This is a genomic window from Microbacterium sp. CFBP9023, assembly GCF_034045055.1.
GTDB lineage: Bacteria > Actinomycetota > Actinomycetes > Actinomycetales > Microbacteriaceae > Microbacterium.
Genome location: NZ_JAXCWI010000001.1, coordinates 1,887,920 through 1,902,865 on the forward strand (window position 1 = coordinate 1,887,920; position 14,946 = coordinate 1,902,865).

General features: G+C 63.8%; 13 protein-coding genes. 2 read left to right on the top strand and 11 right to left on the bottom strand.

Going from position 1 to position 14,946, the window contains the following annotated elements:
• Position 1 precedes the first annotated feature (1 nt).
• Both SOM10_RS09215 and SOM10_RS09220 read left to right on the top strand, forming a co-directional pair.
• Positions 2-994, top strand: a complete 993-nt coding sequence (locus tag SOM10_RS09215; RefSeq protein WP_029264079.1) for a metalloregulator ArsR/SmtB family transcription factor — start codon at positions 2-4, stop codon at positions 992-994.
• A gap of 25 nt (positions 995-1,019) precedes the next feature.
• Positions 1,020-1,427 carry an arsenate reductase ArsC gene (locus SOM10_RS09220; RefSeq protein ID WP_029264080.1) on the top strand — a complete coding sequence of 136 codons (408 nt, stop codon included), beginning with the start codon at positions 1,020-1,022 and terminating at the stop codon, positions 1,425-1,427.
• 185 nt (positions 1,428-1,612) lie between these two features.
• On the opposite strand, the gene SOM10_RS09225 is transcribed toward SOM10_RS09220, so the two are convergent.
• The 11 genes from SOM10_RS09225 to SOM10_RS09275 all read right to left on the bottom strand — a co-directional run bounded on the left by SOM10_RS09225 (position 1,613) and on the right by SOM10_RS09275 (position 14,919).
• Positions 1,613-3,940 (bottom strand): zinc-ribbon domain-containing protein, encoded by a 2,328-nt coding sequence (locus SOM10_RS09225; RefSeq protein ID WP_081859905.1) that lies wholly within the window; start codon positions 3,938-3,940, stop codon positions 1,613-1,615.
• Positions 3,937-4,980 (bottom strand): TniB family NTP-binding protein, encoded by a 1,044-nt coding sequence (locus SOM10_RS09230; protein ID WP_017201943.1) that lies wholly within the window; start codon positions 4,978-4,980, stop codon positions 3,937-3,939. Before SOM10_RS09230 ends, SOM10_RS09225 begins: the two co-directional genes overlap by 4 nt.
• Positions 4,977-7,013 carry a Mu transposase C-terminal domain-containing protein gene (locus tag SOM10_RS09235; RefSeq protein WP_320489577.1) on the bottom strand — a complete coding sequence of 679 codons (2,037 nt, stop codon included), beginning with the start codon at positions 7,011-7,013 and terminating at the stop codon, positions 4,977-4,979. The genes SOM10_RS09230 and SOM10_RS09235 overlap by 4 nt, the downstream gene beginning before the upstream one ends.
• On the bottom strand, positions 7,003-7,827 hold the full coding sequence (locus SOM10_RS09240; RefSeq protein ID WP_164479518.1) for a TnsA-like heteromeric transposase endonuclease subunit: 825 nt from the start codon (positions 7,825-7,827) through the stop codon (positions 7,003-7,005). The genes SOM10_RS09235 and SOM10_RS09240 overlap by 11 nt, the downstream gene beginning before the upstream one ends.
• 436 nt (positions 7,828-8,263) lie before the next feature.
• Positions 8,264-8,470 (bottom strand): hypothetical protein, encoded by a 207-nt coding sequence (locus SOM10_RS09245; protein ID WP_017201940.1) that lies wholly within the window; start codon positions 8,468-8,470, stop codon positions 8,264-8,266.
• Positions 8,471-8,820: 350 nt separating this feature from the next.
• Positions 8,821-9,630 carry an RNA polymerase sigma factor gene (locus SOM10_RS09250; RefSeq protein ID WP_029264083.1) on the bottom strand — a complete coding sequence of 270 codons (810 nt, stop codon included), beginning with the start codon at positions 9,628-9,630 and terminating at the stop codon, positions 8,821-8,823.
• Positions 9,631-9,954: 324 nt separating this feature from the next.
• Positions 9,955-10,209: a hypothetical protein gene (locus SOM10_RS09255; protein ID WP_081859903.1), complete on the bottom strand. Its 255-nt coding sequence runs from the start codon at positions 10,207-10,209 to the stop codon at positions 9,955-9,957.
• A 420-nt stretch (positions 10,210-10,629) separates the two neighbouring features.
• On the bottom strand, positions 10,630-11,406 hold the full coding sequence (locus tag SOM10_RS09260) for a F510_1955 family glycosylhydrolase (RefSeq protein WP_231481712.1): 777 nt from the start codon (positions 11,404-11,406) through the stop codon (positions 10,630-10,632).
• A 212-nt stretch (positions 11,407-11,618) separates the two neighbouring features.
• Positions 11,619-12,215 (bottom strand): DUF305 domain-containing protein, encoded by a 597-nt coding sequence (locus tag SOM10_RS09265; RefSeq protein ID WP_026049681.1) that lies wholly within the window; start codon positions 12,213-12,215, stop codon positions 11,619-11,621.
• An 86-nt stretch (positions 12,216-12,301) separates the two neighbouring features.
• Positions 12,302-12,742: a DUF6153 family protein gene (locus tag SOM10_RS09270; protein ID WP_042538298.1), complete on the bottom strand. Its 441-nt coding sequence runs from the start codon at positions 12,740-12,742 to the stop codon at positions 12,302-12,304.
• 47 nt (positions 12,743-12,789) lie between these two features.
• Positions 12,790-14,919 (bottom strand): heavy metal translocating P-type ATPase, encoded by a 2,130-nt coding sequence (locus SOM10_RS09275; RefSeq protein WP_414683574.1) that lies wholly within the window; start codon positions 14,917-14,919, stop codon positions 12,790-12,792.
• Between the last annotated feature and the right edge of the window lie 27 nt (positions 14,920-14,946).

The window sequence follows — 14,946 nt, forward strand, 5'->3', positions numbered from 1 at the left end:
CATGAACGCCGTGCTGACCACCCAGGGTGACACCTGCAGTCCCGTCGCCAGCCACGCAATCGGCGTCGATGCGGCCACCTCGGTCGCCTCTACTCTGAAGGCGCTGTCGGATCCGCTCCGTCTTCGGATGCTGTCTGCCATCGCATCCGACCCTCGAGGGGAGTCGTGCGTCTGCGATCTCGCCGAGCTCGCCGAGGTTTCCCAGCCGACGGTCTCTCACCATCTGAAGGTGCTCAAGGACGTCGATGTCCTCACCTCGGAGCGGCGTGGAACCTGGGTCTGGTATCGGATCAACCCGAACCTGCGCAGCGCCGTCACGGCCCTGCTGGAATCCTTCGCGCCCGCGACGCTCGCACCGTGGAGTGTCTCTGACGGCCGCGATGAGCCGCGGCCCGACTTCGACGCGCGGGTGACCCATCTCGCAGATGAACTCGCAGCAGAAGTCCCCGAGCTCGACCCCAATGTCGTGCTCACCATCGTCCGCGAGTCCTACACCGCCCTCGCCCGCACCGCGCGAGTCACCTCAGCACTCGTGCCACTGACCGAACGCTTCGCACGTCAGCGACTCGCCGACCTCACACGGGACCGCGACTCTGCTGTGCCCCAGGTGCTCTTCGTCTGTGTCGCCAACGCGGGGCGTTCGCAGCTCGCCGCCGCGCTCGTCAACAAGATGGCGGGCGGCAAGGTCGTGGCTCGCTCGGCAGGATCGGCTCCTGCCGACGTCATCCATCCTCACGTCCGGTCGATTCTCGCCGAGATCGAAGGTGACGCTGCCGTCGAGCGCTTTCCGAAGCCGCTCACCGATGATGCCGTCCGTGCGGCGGACGTCGTCATCACGATGGGCTGCGGAGATGTCTGCCCGATCATCCCCGGCGTCCGTTACGACGACTGGGCAGTCGGCGATCCTGCTCTCGCATCGCGTGACGGTGTCGAAGCCATCCGTGACGACATCGCCGGCCGCGTGCGCGCGCTCGTCGAAGACCTTCTCCCTTGACCAACCCCTCGCACCAGGAGCAACCATGACTGACACGACCACCAAGCCCTCCGTTCTCTTCGTCTGCGTCCACAACGCCGGACGCTCGCAGATGGCCGCCGGATTCCTCCGCGACATCGCCGGCGACCGCATTGAGGTCCGCTCCGCCGGCTCCATGCCCGCCGACCAGATCAACCCGACTGCCGTCGAAGCGATGAATGAACTCGGGATCGACATCACCGCCGAGCAGCCCAAGATCCTGACGACCGAGGCGGTGCAGGCATCCGATGTCGTCATCACGATGGGATGCGGTGACGCCTGCCCGTTCTTCCCCGGCAAGCGCTACGAGGACTGGAAGCTCGACGACCCGGCCGGCCAGGGCATCGACGCCGTGCGTCCCATCCGTGACGACATCAAGGCGCGAATCGAGCAGCTGGTGAGCGAACTCGTCTAACGAGGGGAATGTGCTCGCCGATCCGGGATGCTTTCGTCAGTGATCGAATCGGGAGCTCGAGTCTCTCGATCACTCCCGATTCGCTCGTGTCAGCGTCAGCGCCAAACAGAGAGCTAGCGCTGGATGCGAGGAGGACTCAGCGCCACGAGTAAAACCCCAGACGAGGTTCGCATCGGGTCCTGTTACTACTTGCGACATTCGGGGCAGTGGGCGTGAGGTCTGCGGGTTCTGGTCTGAATCGTGGACGGCCACGAGTATCCGCACGCACAGATCCACATGACTTTTCGACCCGACCCGACGGTGACCTCGGTAGGAGAGAGGGCGTTCGCTGGGTCCCATTGCTTGGCGAGGTCGGGGCGCAGAGTCGCAAGGTCGTTCTCGCCAGGGATGGGCAGCTTTCCTGCGCAGTAGGGGCAGCCGTGGCCGCACGTCCGATTCTTGACTGTCGCCGGCCACGAGTGGTTGCGATGGCAGTTCCATGACACCTTCACGTGGGATGAGACTGTGACCTGATTCGGTGAGCAGTCGTTGCTGGGATCCCATTGAGCGGCGATGTCTGGCCGAAGCGTTGCGAGGTCGGTTGTACCAGGGATGGCAACGCGGCCGGAGCATGAGGGGCAACCTGAGCCAGCGTGTCGGTTGGCGACTGTCGCTGGCCAGGTGTGACCCTTCACGCAGCGCCATCGGGCTTCGTATTGGCTGCTGACGGTCACTTCGGACGGTGTCCGGTCGTTCGCGCCTGCTTTGTGGTCCCATTCCGAAGCCAAGTGAGGGTCGAGAGTTCCCAAGTCATTGAATCCTGCCAAGACGACGCGATTCGCGCACACGGGGCAGCCCGTCTTGTCCTTCGTACGGCCCCAGACGGGGAGTTCCCACCTGTGACCCAGCGCGCAACGCCATACTGCGGGGAAATCCGAACCCGCGGTGACCTCGCAAGGAGTCTTGGAGTTCACGTGGTCCCACTGTTCGGCGAGTTGAGGGTGGGTGGTGGCGAGGTCGTTGAAACCAGCGAGGGTGCGTTGGTTGGAGCAGTACGGACACCCGTGTCCTGAGCAACGGTCGCCGACAGCCGCGTCCCAGCTATGGTCGCAGGGGCCGCGCCACCAGACCACACGGTCTGATCCGGGGGTGACTGTCTCCGGTGTGATGGAACTGTCGTTGCGTTGGTAGTCCCACTCTGCTGCGAGGCCGGGGTGAAGAGTGACTAAGTCTGTTTCACCCGGTATCGCCCGGCTGCCGGCGCAATAGGGGCAGCCGCTTTTTAGCGTGGTGCGGGAGCGCACCTGGGCAGGCCAGGTGTGCTGTCGAGCCGCACACCGCCAGTTAATTTTCCGTGCGGAGGTGACGCTGACGTGATGGGGGCCCCCGCGGTTGACTCCTGGGGTGGTGTCCCATTCCGCGGCGATGTCTGGCCGCAGGGTGCCGAGGTCGGTATGTCCAGGCCAGAAGTCCATGCCGATGCAGTATGAGCAGTTCGTTTCGGCAAAGCCTCGCACGTGGGGGCTTGCTTCCCAGGAGTGCCCCTCTTCGCACAACCACCAGGCTTTGTGGGAGACATCTACTCCCGACCAGGGGTCTCGGGTGGGCGGGTTGCGATCCCAGTCCCATTCGGAGATGGCTTTCGGGTGTCGGAGGATCCATAGCGGGTAGTTGGCGGTGGCGTCGAGGATGCGGGGGACGTCGACGGTGTCGAGGGCGGGTTCCAGGGGGCGGAACTTCGTGGGGATGGTGTGGCGGCGGAGGGGTCGGAGCCAGAGAACCACCCGTTCGACGAGGATGTCGCTGTTGGCGATGCCCAACGTTGCGTTGATGTCGAGTCGTAGATCTGCCGCCGGCTGAGTGCGCCATCGTGCGCAGTGCGAACGATTGGACAAGATCTGCAGAACGCGCACCGTCGCGCGGTACAGATGTGCGCGGCGATCGATCTCGCGTACCGCGCTCATCAAGGACGGATCCTGCCCGGTCTCTCCGTTCTGGGCGGAGAGTATGTCGTTGTCGCGCACCATGGCCCACACTTGACTGTGCAGTTGCGTGGTGACTCGACCAGTAGCGACGAGTCGACGGAAGGAGAGTTCCGCGTTCCGAAGCGTGGGATCGAAGGGAACGATCACCTGGGTATCGAGTTCCGTTCCGGGACCGACCCACACCATCTGCCCCGGGTGTCGGAGACAGAAGTTTTCCCGATCGTGGGGAATCTGCTCGATCGTCTCCCCGGCACTGCATAGGCGGCACAGGAAGCGCTGCGGATAGGCCCGTGTGGAGTCCGGTTGCGCTAGACGTTTCATGCGGAGGTAATGACCGGCCGGGCGCCCTGCCGTCGCCTCGACCGTCCGAGCGGCCGCTTCATCGTCGATCCAGACGCGGTGGATGTTCGGTTGCGCTCGGCTGGTCAGCGCCCTCTCGGCGAAATCGAACGGCACTCCTGCGGCGTGGCATTGCCGCTGCGCGTAGGAGCGTGGCGTCTCAAGATGATGCCACTTGGGTCGTTTCGCCCACGCCTGCGTGCTGATCATGCGGCGTCCACCAAGTCGTCAAGGGTGACGTTGTGTGTGTTGAGCGTGGTGCGCCGGAGAGTGTCGAGAACCCCGAAGAGTCGCTCGCGGGTTACGGTCTCCGAGGTGCGCGATTCGTCGCGCAAGATGGACGCGACTAGGCGGTCCACGATCATCGCGAGAACGGCGAGTTTCCCGTCGGCGGCGTGGACTAGCGTGCCGGCGTTGCGGGTGAGAAGGCCGTGGGCGTGCCCGCATAGTGGTAGGAAGCTGTCGAAGGTGGCGACCCATTTGATCCATTGTTCGAAGTCCTCTTGGACGGCGGGGTCGATCTTGTCGAGTGTGACGAAGTCACATCGTGCGCTGACTTGCAGGCCGTCGCCCGTCTTGAATGCTTGGTCGAGATTGATTCCAACCAGGACGACGGTCGCACAAGACTCGTTCTGGAGGGCTTTGATGACACTGGAGGGTTCAGTCCCGCCGAGCTTGTGCGCTTCGTCAATCACGAGCAGCTTCGTGCCGTGACGGTGGAGGGCCTCGACGGCAAGCTTCCTCAGCCTGTCGGTGGCGATCTGTTTGGGGAGAACGATGGTGGGGGCGAGAAACTCCACGATCTGGGCAAGGAGAGCTTTTCCGGTCGAGTGTTCGGTCATCTCCACCCAGACGACCGGTGCGTCTCCGTCTCTGAGGTAGTCGGGGTGTTGGGCTGCGTGTCTGCGTTCTACGGATCGAGCCAACAGGAGAGCGAGCTCTGTCTTGCCGGAGAACATCGGCGCGGATATCATCAGCCCGCGCCGCGAGTTCTTCAGCCGAGGGTTGATCCGGATGAGGTCCTCCAGAATGCGAGCGCAGACCGCTTGCTCGCGTGTCTTCACCCTCAGCGTCAGCCGGAGAAAGTCTTCGCGAGCTTGGTCGTATAGCTCTCGAGCTTCACTGTCCAGATCTCTGTACTGACGGAAGGTGATCTTCGGCGGGGATGCGGGCTCGGCGTCGAATGCTTCTCGAAGCCCTGCAAGGCTGGTCTTGCGGTCATGGTGGAGGACGAGTGGGGTGATCTTCATGAATCAAGCTCCTCTGCTTGCGCGAGATCTATGTCGGGGGATGTCCAATCGATGGTGCTGATGTCGACGGGTTTGGCCCATTGCCGTAGTGGGATCGGTGTCGTTGTCGAGGGGCCTGGTTCACGTTGCGCTTCGACCTTGAGGCGCTGTTGCTCCCGTTTGTGCTGGGTGCGCTTCCGTTTGTCTCCTCGTTCGCGACTTTCGACGTGGTCGATCCACTCGCGGCGGCGGTCGGGATCGTCGATTGCGGCGTCGGGGTATCGGGCAAGGAGTTTCATGTCGATCTCGGCGACCATCGGTGCTGTCTTCTCCCGCAGAGCGATGTCCCAGCACTCGATCCACACACCGGTTTCTGGGTGACGCACCCAGACGGCATTGGCGTTGTAGGGGTCGAAGCTCACTGGGAATTTCCTGGCTTTCGCGGATCCCGGTTCAGCGCCCGTGAGGGAGCGATTGCGGAGATCTTCCAGGTGGGATGAGTCGTAGCGGCGATTGTGGAGTTCGATCCCTGCACGACCGATCATGCGCCGTTCCGTGGGCAAGAGCGCGAGGTACTCCTCAACTCCGAAAGGCACCGGGACGCCGGGTCCTACAGCGAACAGTTCGGTGTACATCTGATTCGGGGTGAAGATGCGCCCTGGGGAGCTCGTCGACTTCAAGCCACGGTGAGGCCTGTTCAGGTAGATGTTCGTTATCCAGCTGTCGAGGATGAGGCGAAGCGAATCCAGGGTGAGGGTGGGGTCGTCTTTGGCGGCCCGATGGGCGACGGAGTTCCCCACGAAACCGGCCAGCCATGCGGCGAAGTCTGTCGAGAGGGTGCCGAAGTTGCGCTCTACGTGTGGCTTTACCGTCGGCGTTCTGGAGGGGGCAAGTTCCCTGTGGATTCCGTACGCGCTGCAGGCATCTCTGAACGTGCGGGACCGAAAATCTGCTCCGCCGTCGATAGTGATCGATCGCGGGAAGATCCACGGGAGGGCCAGAGAATCGTCAGTGAGGTAGGGGTTCACCTGCTTCATCAGGTCAGAAGGCAACGTGGCTGATCCCGCGAGGGTGGCTGCTCCCGAACCAGGTACGGCTTTGCGCCCGATGATAGCCCGGGCGAGCAGGAGTGCATGGTCGAATCCGCCAGGGCTGTCCGCGTGAATCGCCCAAGCGAGCGGTACCCGGCTTGCGACATCGAGAAGCACGGTGAGTGTCGGCCGGAACTCACTGTTCTCATCCCAGACGAGAACGTCGAGTTTCGTTGAATCGATCTCGCATCGCTCCCCAAGTTGATAGGCAGCCCCGGAGTAGTACTGACGCTTGGGGCTGTTATCGGTGTTTCGCCGGGTGGTCGCTTTGTCGAAGCTGTAACGGCCGGCCGCCCGCTCGTTGATGTAGCCCTGGAGGGTGCGAGCCTTGATCTCGCATAGAGGATCGCCCGGGTAAGTGGTCTCGAGCTCTCGCCTCACCAAGACAGCGCACCGGCGTTTGCTGCTCGTCGACTTGTCCGTTTGGCGATCGAGGAATCGATCGATGATCGTCACCAGCCGTGCATCTGCCCGGCTGATGGAGAGTCGCTGCTCGCCCTTGCGATGCATGCGGGCATTCAGCCCGGCTGCACCGTCTTGCTGGTACGTCTTCCACAGGAGGTGAAAGGTGCTGCGCGCTCGCCCAAGTGACGTGCCTTTTAGCTCGAGCAGCTTCGCGTCAACGCGTGCGTTCTGAGTTGTCAGCGCAGGGTCGTATTGTGCCCGAGAAGCGGAGGCCAACGGATCCATCGGCCTGCCCGTGAACGCCTCAAGGAGATGGGCTTCCATATCGCATACGTCGGTCGGCCATGCATCCCCGTCCGGTCGAAGAGATACGCTGCGATCCCGTTGGGCTGTTCCGGCCTGGAGCAGGAACTCGTCTACGGACATGATCAGGTGTCGATCGGGCGCGTGTTCAGAGCGGAGCTTCACCTCCAGGCCAGGAATGATGTGGACCCAGACCCAGCTCTCGCCGTCAATCTCGAAAGAGTCTCCGAGCTTCAGTTTGCGTTCATCGGACACTGATCGCGTCCGTTCTCTCCCGATGTGCGGTAGTCAGTAGCGTGTTGCTATTGAATACGGACGACAAGTCGAGCGCGAGAAGTCTGCGCCAGGCGAGGTTGTCAACCCATGCGCACGCTAGAAGCGGGCAATCTGGAGACGCCAGCTCACACAACTCCCGGCGTGTTTTGCCCTGAGTAGCTGCGTCGAGGATCTTGTCCTCGATGTCCGCCGACGGCCTGCAACGGTCATGACGCGACGCCGACAACCATTCGACCACGCGAGTCGCATGGACGCTGTGACCGGAGAGCACCTCGTAGTGCCAGCCGAGCGTTGCCGACAGCCGTGCGGTTTCATCGAACTGCAGTTGCACGGACTCGTCGATGCGTTCCTTCGGCTTCACATCTCGGACGGCGTAGGAGCCGTCCGACATCTGCAACAAGAAATCCGGCACGTGCCAATGACCGGCCATCGGTGAGCGGACGCCGAACACCACGCCAAACGGCTGCGACCACACCCTTTCGACCTGTCCGGCAAAATCGAGCCACATCAACTCGTCGCGCTCGAACTGAGACTCACACCACACGTGGCTGCGGGTGCGACTCCAGAAGTACTCAGATCCTGTGAAGAAGTGGCTGGCGCCCTTCGATACTCGAACCTTCATGGGGTCGATGACAGACCAATCCAAACGGCCGAGACTTCGGTCGACCGGTGCGAACGAGGTGTTGTTCGCATAGCCAGTCTCCGAACGATGATCACGCGGCACCCAGTGCAGCTCCGACTCTTTCGAGAACCGTCGACGAGCGATCATCCGTGCGATCTCAGCTGGCTTCATCATCACTCCCGGAGGGAGGCGGAGTGCCGGTAGGCACATCTTCGTCGCCTGCGCCCAGGATCAGCCCGGTCGGCTTCGACGGGCTTCCGACACACCGGCGCGGACCGGATATCGTTCGATCTGATCTCGAGTGGCCCTCGCCGCCGGCTTCCGGTGAACATTGCCGGCTCCGGCGCTGCGGCAGACATTGAGATGCCGGTCGGCGTTGCCGTCCCGGGCGCTCACGCCTTGGCGTCCGCGGAGACCGTTGCGGACCCCGACCTCGTGAGACTGACCATCCCGCTCCCCCAGTGCAGGACCCGTCCCGCACGAGATGCTCGACGGGAACCTCGTCATCGACAAGGTGAACTACTGACCGCCACCGACGGGGTTCTGGAGGCCCTCGACTTACACAACGAGGGCCTGCACGTGTGCACGTGCAGGCCCTCAGGTTCGATTAGACGCGCTGGCTGATCGTGCCGCCCGGGTTGCGGTTGGCGGTCGATTCGGTGACGAACCGGCCCGACGACGCGGAGCGGTGCACCGTGGTCGAGTTGCTCGTGCCGGAACCGACACGTTCGGTGGTGGTCTTTCCGGGCCAGCGGGCCGCAGCGGCCTTGGAGACGAAACGACCGGTGGATGCAGAGCGACGAACGGTTCCCATGGGAACTCCTTCACTGATTGGTGCCGGGGTGCCATGAGATGGAGCGCCGCTAGTCTGCGGCTGCCAACTCCGGTACAGTCAGTGCTCTGGATGAGACCTGACCTTCTCAGGGCTTGTGAGCCGTCCCGTTACCGCGGGGCGGCTCTTTTCCGTTGTGATCCCGACATCTCGGTATATGTCCGCCGCTGGTCACTTCCCCTCGCGGCCTCTCAACTGCTTCGATTGAGTCTTGCCCGTCATCGATCGCGAGACGAGCGACTGCGCTTTGTTGGCGGAAACGGTTCGGCGTGCCGCCTTCGCGTTCTGGGTCCCGAAGGACGAGCGCTCGATCTTGCCTCGAAATTCACTGCTCATGCGGACTCCCGGTTCTGTCGTACTTGCTGACGTGCGCGCGCGATCGCCGACTCCACCGCTTTCGCGGTCATGCCAAGCTTCTCGCCGATCTCCGCGTGCGTGAAGCCATGCGTCACGTTCAGATAAAAGGCTGAGCGGACACGCTCGTCCTTGATGCTCCCGAATGCACGACGCAGCTCGTCCTTGATGTGCGCCGCCTCGCTCGCGTCGGGAGCAGCCGACGTCGACGGACCCTCCTCGAAGTCGTCGGCCCAGGCCGCTGCGGGCGGCGGAGCCTGCGGCTCCGCATATGAACGCAGCTCTTCTCGACGCCAACGCTTGTAGACGTTGCTGAACTGCAGAAGGCACTGGCCCACGAAGAACGTGCGCAGGGAAGCTCCCTTGGCGGGGTCCCACTTGCCCGGGACGAGCACCTTGTCTCGGAACGCGGTGAGGGCGAGCACGATCGTCTCATCCGCCAGGCTCTCGGCCTCTTCGATCATCGAGCCCGGGCGGGGCTCAGGCTCCAGTGCGCCGAAGCCTTTTCGCTTCACCTCGCCACGAATCTGCCCTTTGTAGATCCACCCGCGGATGACAGCCCACCCGTACTTCGCGATCTCATTCGCGAACAGATCGTAGTTCCGGCCACGGTATCCGCTGGCCTGGAGTGCGGTCGCGAGTTCGCGGTCTCCAGCGAGCCGGTCGAAACGTTCCTCGGCGCGATCGCGGTCTGCCTCGGCCAGCCAGGCCTGATCCGTTGCCCACGCGATGAGAGTAGGAACGCCATCGGGGGACGAATGCCCTTCGGGCTCGTCGTTACCGGTCATAGCGTTCCCTCACGATCCTGGTCAGCTCATAGTCACCACGATCCCTCATATGTCCGACATTGCAGACTTCCCCTCGCCTCTCGCAAGAAAATGTTGAGCAACCTCACGGTTCGGTGCCGCCCGCCGTACACGATCGTTTGCGGCGTGGTTTCGCATTCGGTTCTACTGGTGGTGCCGCAAGCGAGGCCTCGGACCCATCTCCGCTTTCCAAAATCTCCCGCTGAAGACGCGAGTGAGCACAGCAGGAGGGAGCGTGCAGCAGACGACCCGCCGAAAACGATCGTTTCCGGCGAGTTCGCGTCGCCCGTCATCGTGCGCCCGCCGTTAACGTTCGCCGGTATCTGCTTTCGGCAGACGTTTCCGGCGTTCAGGTAGCGGGTCTCGCTCGTCGTCCGCCGATGCGAGTTGGCGAGGATGGTTTCGTTCCGCGCGGAGTTGTTGCTCGATCTTGGCGTGTGCTTTTCGTTCGTTGCGGTCGGCTCTGATGATGGACCGCAGGACGAACCAGAATGCTGCGACGACGGCGATCGTGGGGATGACGGACCAAAAGGCGTTGGTCCAGTAGTCATTGAGATTCATCCGCGCCTCCCGGGGGTTCACGCAGCACGAGCGCCAGTCCGACGATCGCGAGGATGAACGCTGTTTCGTAGCTTCCGAGCGTGTATGCCCAGAGTGACCGTTGGTCTGGAACGGTTGTGTCGATGAGGAGATGAGTTGCGATCAGTGCGACGGCGGCCAGGAGAAGGAAGGCCCCGATACGTACGAGGCGATCGTGACGCCGCTGTGGGGACATGTGGCTGGTGCGCGTGGGAACGTGTGCTCGTGGACGGTGCCGAGCTGGGTGCAGGTGGCGGGTCATCTGAATATGGCTCCGATGAGGTAGAAGCTCGCAAGGGCGAGAAGCAGGGCGAGGACTGTGGCGCACGCGATGAAGACGGATATGCGTCGGAAGGGATTGCGGCGGGGGACCATGGGTGGCCGTTCTGGTGGTGGCGTTCTCTACCGGGCGGGGGCGAGGATGGTTGTGTCGTCGGCTGTGATCTGGACGATGCCGCGGTCGTCGACAACGATGAAGCGTTCGTCATCGATCGCGGTGAAGGCCTGAGCGGCCCCTTGAAGCGGGTCGAGGCGTTGCCATGTTCCTTCGGTGTTCTGTGACCAGAGGGCACCGTCGGTTCCGACTCCTGCGAGCGAGCCATTGGGTTTGGCGTCGAGTGTGTAGAGCAGCGGGGCGTCGGCGACGGGGGTGAAGGTGGCGCCGTTGTCGGTGCTGAGGAGCAGTCCTTCTTCCGCGGCGGCGTAGAGACCGTCGCCGGTGGCGGCGAGGTCTGCCGCGGCAAGTGTTGCGCCGCGGGTCCATTCGAGACCGTCGTCAGTGCTGATGAGCAGATCGACGCCATCGGAGGCGATCCCGTAGAGAGTGCCGTCTGGTCCGGCGGTGAGGACATGGAAGTCCGTACTGCCAGTGAGGGCGATCGGTGACCACGATTCGCCGAAGTCGTCACTACGAATGACACCTAGGTTCGGGGAGCCGAGCTCTGCGGGTGTCTGTGTGCCCGGGTGACCGGATGCGAAGAGGGCGTCGTCGAGGACGGTAAAGCCCATCGCATCGAAATCGTGGCCTCCGATGGGACCGGCGATCGCACCTTCAGGAGTGAGGGTGAAGAGTCCTCCGTGGGTGGCTATGAAGAGGTCCTCACCGCGGGGGTCAGCGGCAACACCGTGAATGTGTTGGATAACGGGGGGGACCGCGTTGGTGCCGGAGGCCTGCGGCACGGCGCAGCCGGTGAGGGCGACGGCTGCGAGAGCGATCGCGAAAGCGGGTAGGGGCGAGTGGCGGTTCATGAGACTCCGACGTGAAGAAATGCATGCAGGTGCGCGAGCGGTACGCGAATGAGAGTCGCGACATGGCACCAGCGCGGTGGCGTGGGTTACTGCGAGAAGGCCAGTTCGGGGGTGCGGGCGAGCGCCGCACCCCCGAAGGTAGATCAGAGTGTGTCGAGGAGGTCTTTCATCGTGGCGATCTCCGTGGTCTGTGCCTCGATGATCGTCTCGGCCAGGGCGACCGCGTCACTGTTCTGGCCGTTGTCGACTTCGTCTTGGGCCATTTCGACGGCACCCTGGTGGTGCTCGATCATCTGCTCGAGGAACAGACGGCTGGCGTCCGCCCCGGTGGCATCTTCGAGGGCCTGCATGTCGTCGTCGGACATCATGCCGCCGCCGTGGTCCATGCCTTCCATGTTGGAGGTATCAGCGCCCCACTCTTCGAGCCACTGCTCCATCTTCTGGATTTCGGGGCCCTGCGCTGCCTTGATCTCTTCCGCGAGGGCGGCGACGCGCTCGTTGACGCCGTCCTTGCTGAGGAGCATGTCAGACATCTCGATGGCCTGAGCGTGGTGCTCCTTCATCATGCTGGCGAACATGATGTCGGCGTCATTGGCGTCCGCCGACGCCGGGGCGGAGCTGCTGCTCTCGTGATTCATGCCGGGCATATCGCCTCCGCCGGAGGTGTTTCCAGCGCAGCCGGCAAGGGCGAGCACAGCAGTGAGAGTGAGTGCGGCGGTCGCCGCAAAACGGGTCTTCATGATGGTTCTCTCCAAGAGTCGATGATGGTGCCCAGCGAGACAGGCTGGGCGAGGGGGCGTTGCCCATAGAACGGGCATGCCAGCCATCAGGTGCGACTGATGCAGAGAACGGTGAGAGACGGCGGCCGCAGCGGGTACAGCGCGCCGCGAAGCGCAAAACGTGAAAGGAGCGGACCAGGGGTTTCGGTGAGTGAGCGCCACCAGGCGGGCGGCCGGGTGACCAGCACTACGGCGATGAGGAGCGCGAGAACGCAGGCCATCCACGACATGCCGTGATCGTCAGAGCACGTCGCACAGCCCGTCTCATCCATCGCTGCAGCTTCGCCTGAGGCGTGTGCGGGGTGAGCGTCGGCATGCGCGGGTGCGACCGCGATGGTTTCGCTGTGCCCGGAGGGCATGGTGTGCGTGTTCATCGAGTGCATCGCCAGAAGCCCGAAGATCACGGAAAAGGCGACGGCGACGACGGTCAGGAGGGTGCGGGTGAGGGTGCGCTGGTCATGCACGCGCCGTGCGATCGTCGTCAACACTGTCCCACCTCCCTTTCTTCCAGGGTACGTCGCCGCCGCCCATGCGCCTACTTGTCGACGACGGCGTCCGGGCTGAGGTTCAGCCGTCGCAGCAACTGCGCATTCAGCGCGACAACGATCGTGGATAGTGACATCAACACTGCACCGACCGACATCGGCAACACGAACCCGACGGGGGCGAGCGCACCGGCAGCCAACGGCACCGAGAGAAGGTTGTACCCGGCGGCCCACCAGAGGTTCTGTTTCATCTTCCGGTAACTGGCCCGCGACAGCTCAATCACGGAGATCACCGACCGGGGGTCGTCGCTGGCGAGGATGACCCCCGCAGACGCGATTGCGACATCGGTTCCCGCCCCGATCGCAATACCGACGTCCGCCTGCGCCAGCGCGGGGGCATCGTTCACCCCGTCACCAACCATGGCGACCTTTCGACCTTCGCCCTGAAGCTCTTTCACCTTCGACGCTTTGTCCTCGGGGCGTACCCCGGCGAAGTACCGGTCGAGGCCGAGTTCGCCCGCCACGGAGGCGGCGACCGCGTCCGCATCACCGGTGATCATGACCACCTGCACACTGCGCTCATGGAGCGCGTCGACCGCATGGCGCGACTCCGAGCGGATCTCATCCGCCAGACGCAGCGCGCCCACAACCTGACCGTGGACGAGCACGTGAAGGATGATCGCACCCTCGTTCCGCCACTCGTCAGCAACGGGCAGCTCCTGCGCATTCTCCTGCTCGAGCATGTACGGGCCACCGACCTGCACGACACGTCCGTCAACGCGGGCACGCACCCCGACAGCGGGGGATGACTCGAAGTCGGTTGAGCGTGGAACGGTGAGCGTCTTCTCTTTTGCCGCGTTGACGATCGCGCGGGCGAGGGGGTGCTCGGAGTCTGCTTCCGCCGCGGCCGCCCACGCCAACAGCTGATCGGCGTCGGTCCCCGTGACGGGGTTGATGGCGGTCACCGCGGGGGTGCCCTTGGTGAGCGTGCCCGTCTTGTCGAACAGAACAGTGTCGACGGTGCGCATGCTCTCCAGCGCGAGACGATCCTTGATGAGCACGCCCCCGCGGGCGGCGCGCTCGGTCGCGATCGACACGACCAGCGGGATCGCCAGGCCCAGCGCGTGCGGGCAGGCGATCACCAGCACCGTGATGGTGCGGATGACGGCGGCGTCGGGTAGGCCAACAACCGTCCAGACGATCGCGGTGATCGCTGCGGCGCCGAGCGCGAACCAGAACAGCCACCCTGCGGCCTTGTCCGCGAGCCGCTGCGCCCGAGACGACGAACTCTGCGCCTCGGTGACCAGCTTCTGAATCCCCGCGAGAGCGGTGTCCTCACCGATGGCCGTGATCTCCACCCGCACTCCGGAATCCGTGGCGACGGTACCGGCAATGACCGGGTCGCCATCGCTGCGGCGCACCGGCCGGGATTCTCCGGTGATCATCGACTCGTCCATGCTGGCCGATCCCTGAACGATGCGCCCATCGGCGGGGACCCGCCCGCCCGGACGCACGACCACGACATCGCCTACCTGCAAGTCCGAGGGCGCGACCGTTACGGTCGTATCGCCGTCGACCTTTTCTGCCTCGTCAGGCAGCAACGCCGCTAAGGAATCCAAGGCCGATGTCGTCTGCGCGAGCGAGCGCATCTCGATCCAGTGACCAAGCAGCATGATCACGATCAGCAGCGCCAGCTCCCACCAGAAATCCAACTCGTGGTGCAGCATGCCGAGGCTCGCACCCCAGGACGCCAGGAATGCCACGGTGATCGCAAGGGCGATCAGCAGCATCATCCCGGGCTTGCGTGCACGGAGCTCGCTCACGGCACCCGTGAGGAACGGGGCCCCGCCCCACACATACATCACGGTCCCGAGAACCGGGGACACCCAACCCACCCACGCGGCGTCGGGCAATGGGTACCCGAGCAGCATCGAGAACATCATCGAGAACCCAACCACAGGGGCCGCGAGGACCAGCATGATCCAGAACAACCGCCGGAACTGACCGACATGATCGCCGTGACCGCCGTGACCGCCGTGACCGCCGCGGCTCGTGTGACCAGCGTGCTCTGGGGGAGCACCGTGGTCGTGGCTCATCGCCGTGTGGTCATGCTCCGTTGTCGGCACGCTGCCGTGATCCTGATGCGCAGTGTGTTCGTGGTGCTGGTCATGCTGGCTCATCGGAAACTCCTTGCTCGGATGCACCCG

What these genes read in the sequence shown, in the direction of transcription:
- SOM10_RS09215 (WP_029264079.1), top strand. Translation starts at nt 2, where the DNA reads ATGAACGCCGTGCTGACCACCCAGGGTGACACCTGCAGTCCCGTCGCC.
- SOM10_RS09220 (WP_029264080.1), top strand. Translation starts at nt 1,020, where the DNA reads ATGACTGACACGACCACCAAGCCCTCCGTTCTCTTCGTCTGCGTCCAC.
- SOM10_RS09225 (WP_081859905.1), bottom strand. Translation starts at nt 3,940, where the DNA reads ATGATCAGCACGCAGGCGTGGGCGAAACGACCCAAGTGGCATCATCTT.
- SOM10_RS09230 (WP_017201943.1), bottom strand. Translation starts at nt 4,980, where the DNA reads ATGAAGATCACCCCACTCGTCCTCCACCATGACCGCAAGACCAGCCTT.
- SOM10_RS09240 (WP_164479518.1), bottom strand. Translation starts at nt 7,827, where the DNA reads ATGAAGCCAGCTGAGATCGCACGGATGATCGCTCGTCGACGGTTCTCG.
- SOM10_RS09245 (WP_017201940.1), bottom strand. Translation starts at nt 8,470, where the DNA reads ATGGGAACCGTTCGTCGCTCTGCATCCACCGGTCGTTTCGTCTCCAAG.
- SOM10_RS09250 (WP_029264083.1), bottom strand. Translation starts at nt 9,630, where the DNA reads ATGACCGGTAACGACGAGCCCGAAGGGCATTCGTCCCCCGATGGCGTT.
- SOM10_RS09255 (WP_081859903.1), bottom strand. Translation starts at nt 10,209, where the DNA reads ATGAATCTCAATGACTACTGGACCAACGCCTTTTGGTCCGTCATCCCC.
- SOM10_RS09265 (WP_026049681.1), bottom strand. Translation starts at nt 12,215, where the DNA reads ATGAAGACCCGTTTTGCGGCGACCGCCGCACTCACTCTCACTGCTGTG.
- SOM10_RS09275 (WP_414683574.1), bottom strand. Translation starts at nt 14,919, where the DNA reads ATGAGCCAGCATGACCAGCACCACGAACACACTGCGCATCAGGATCAC.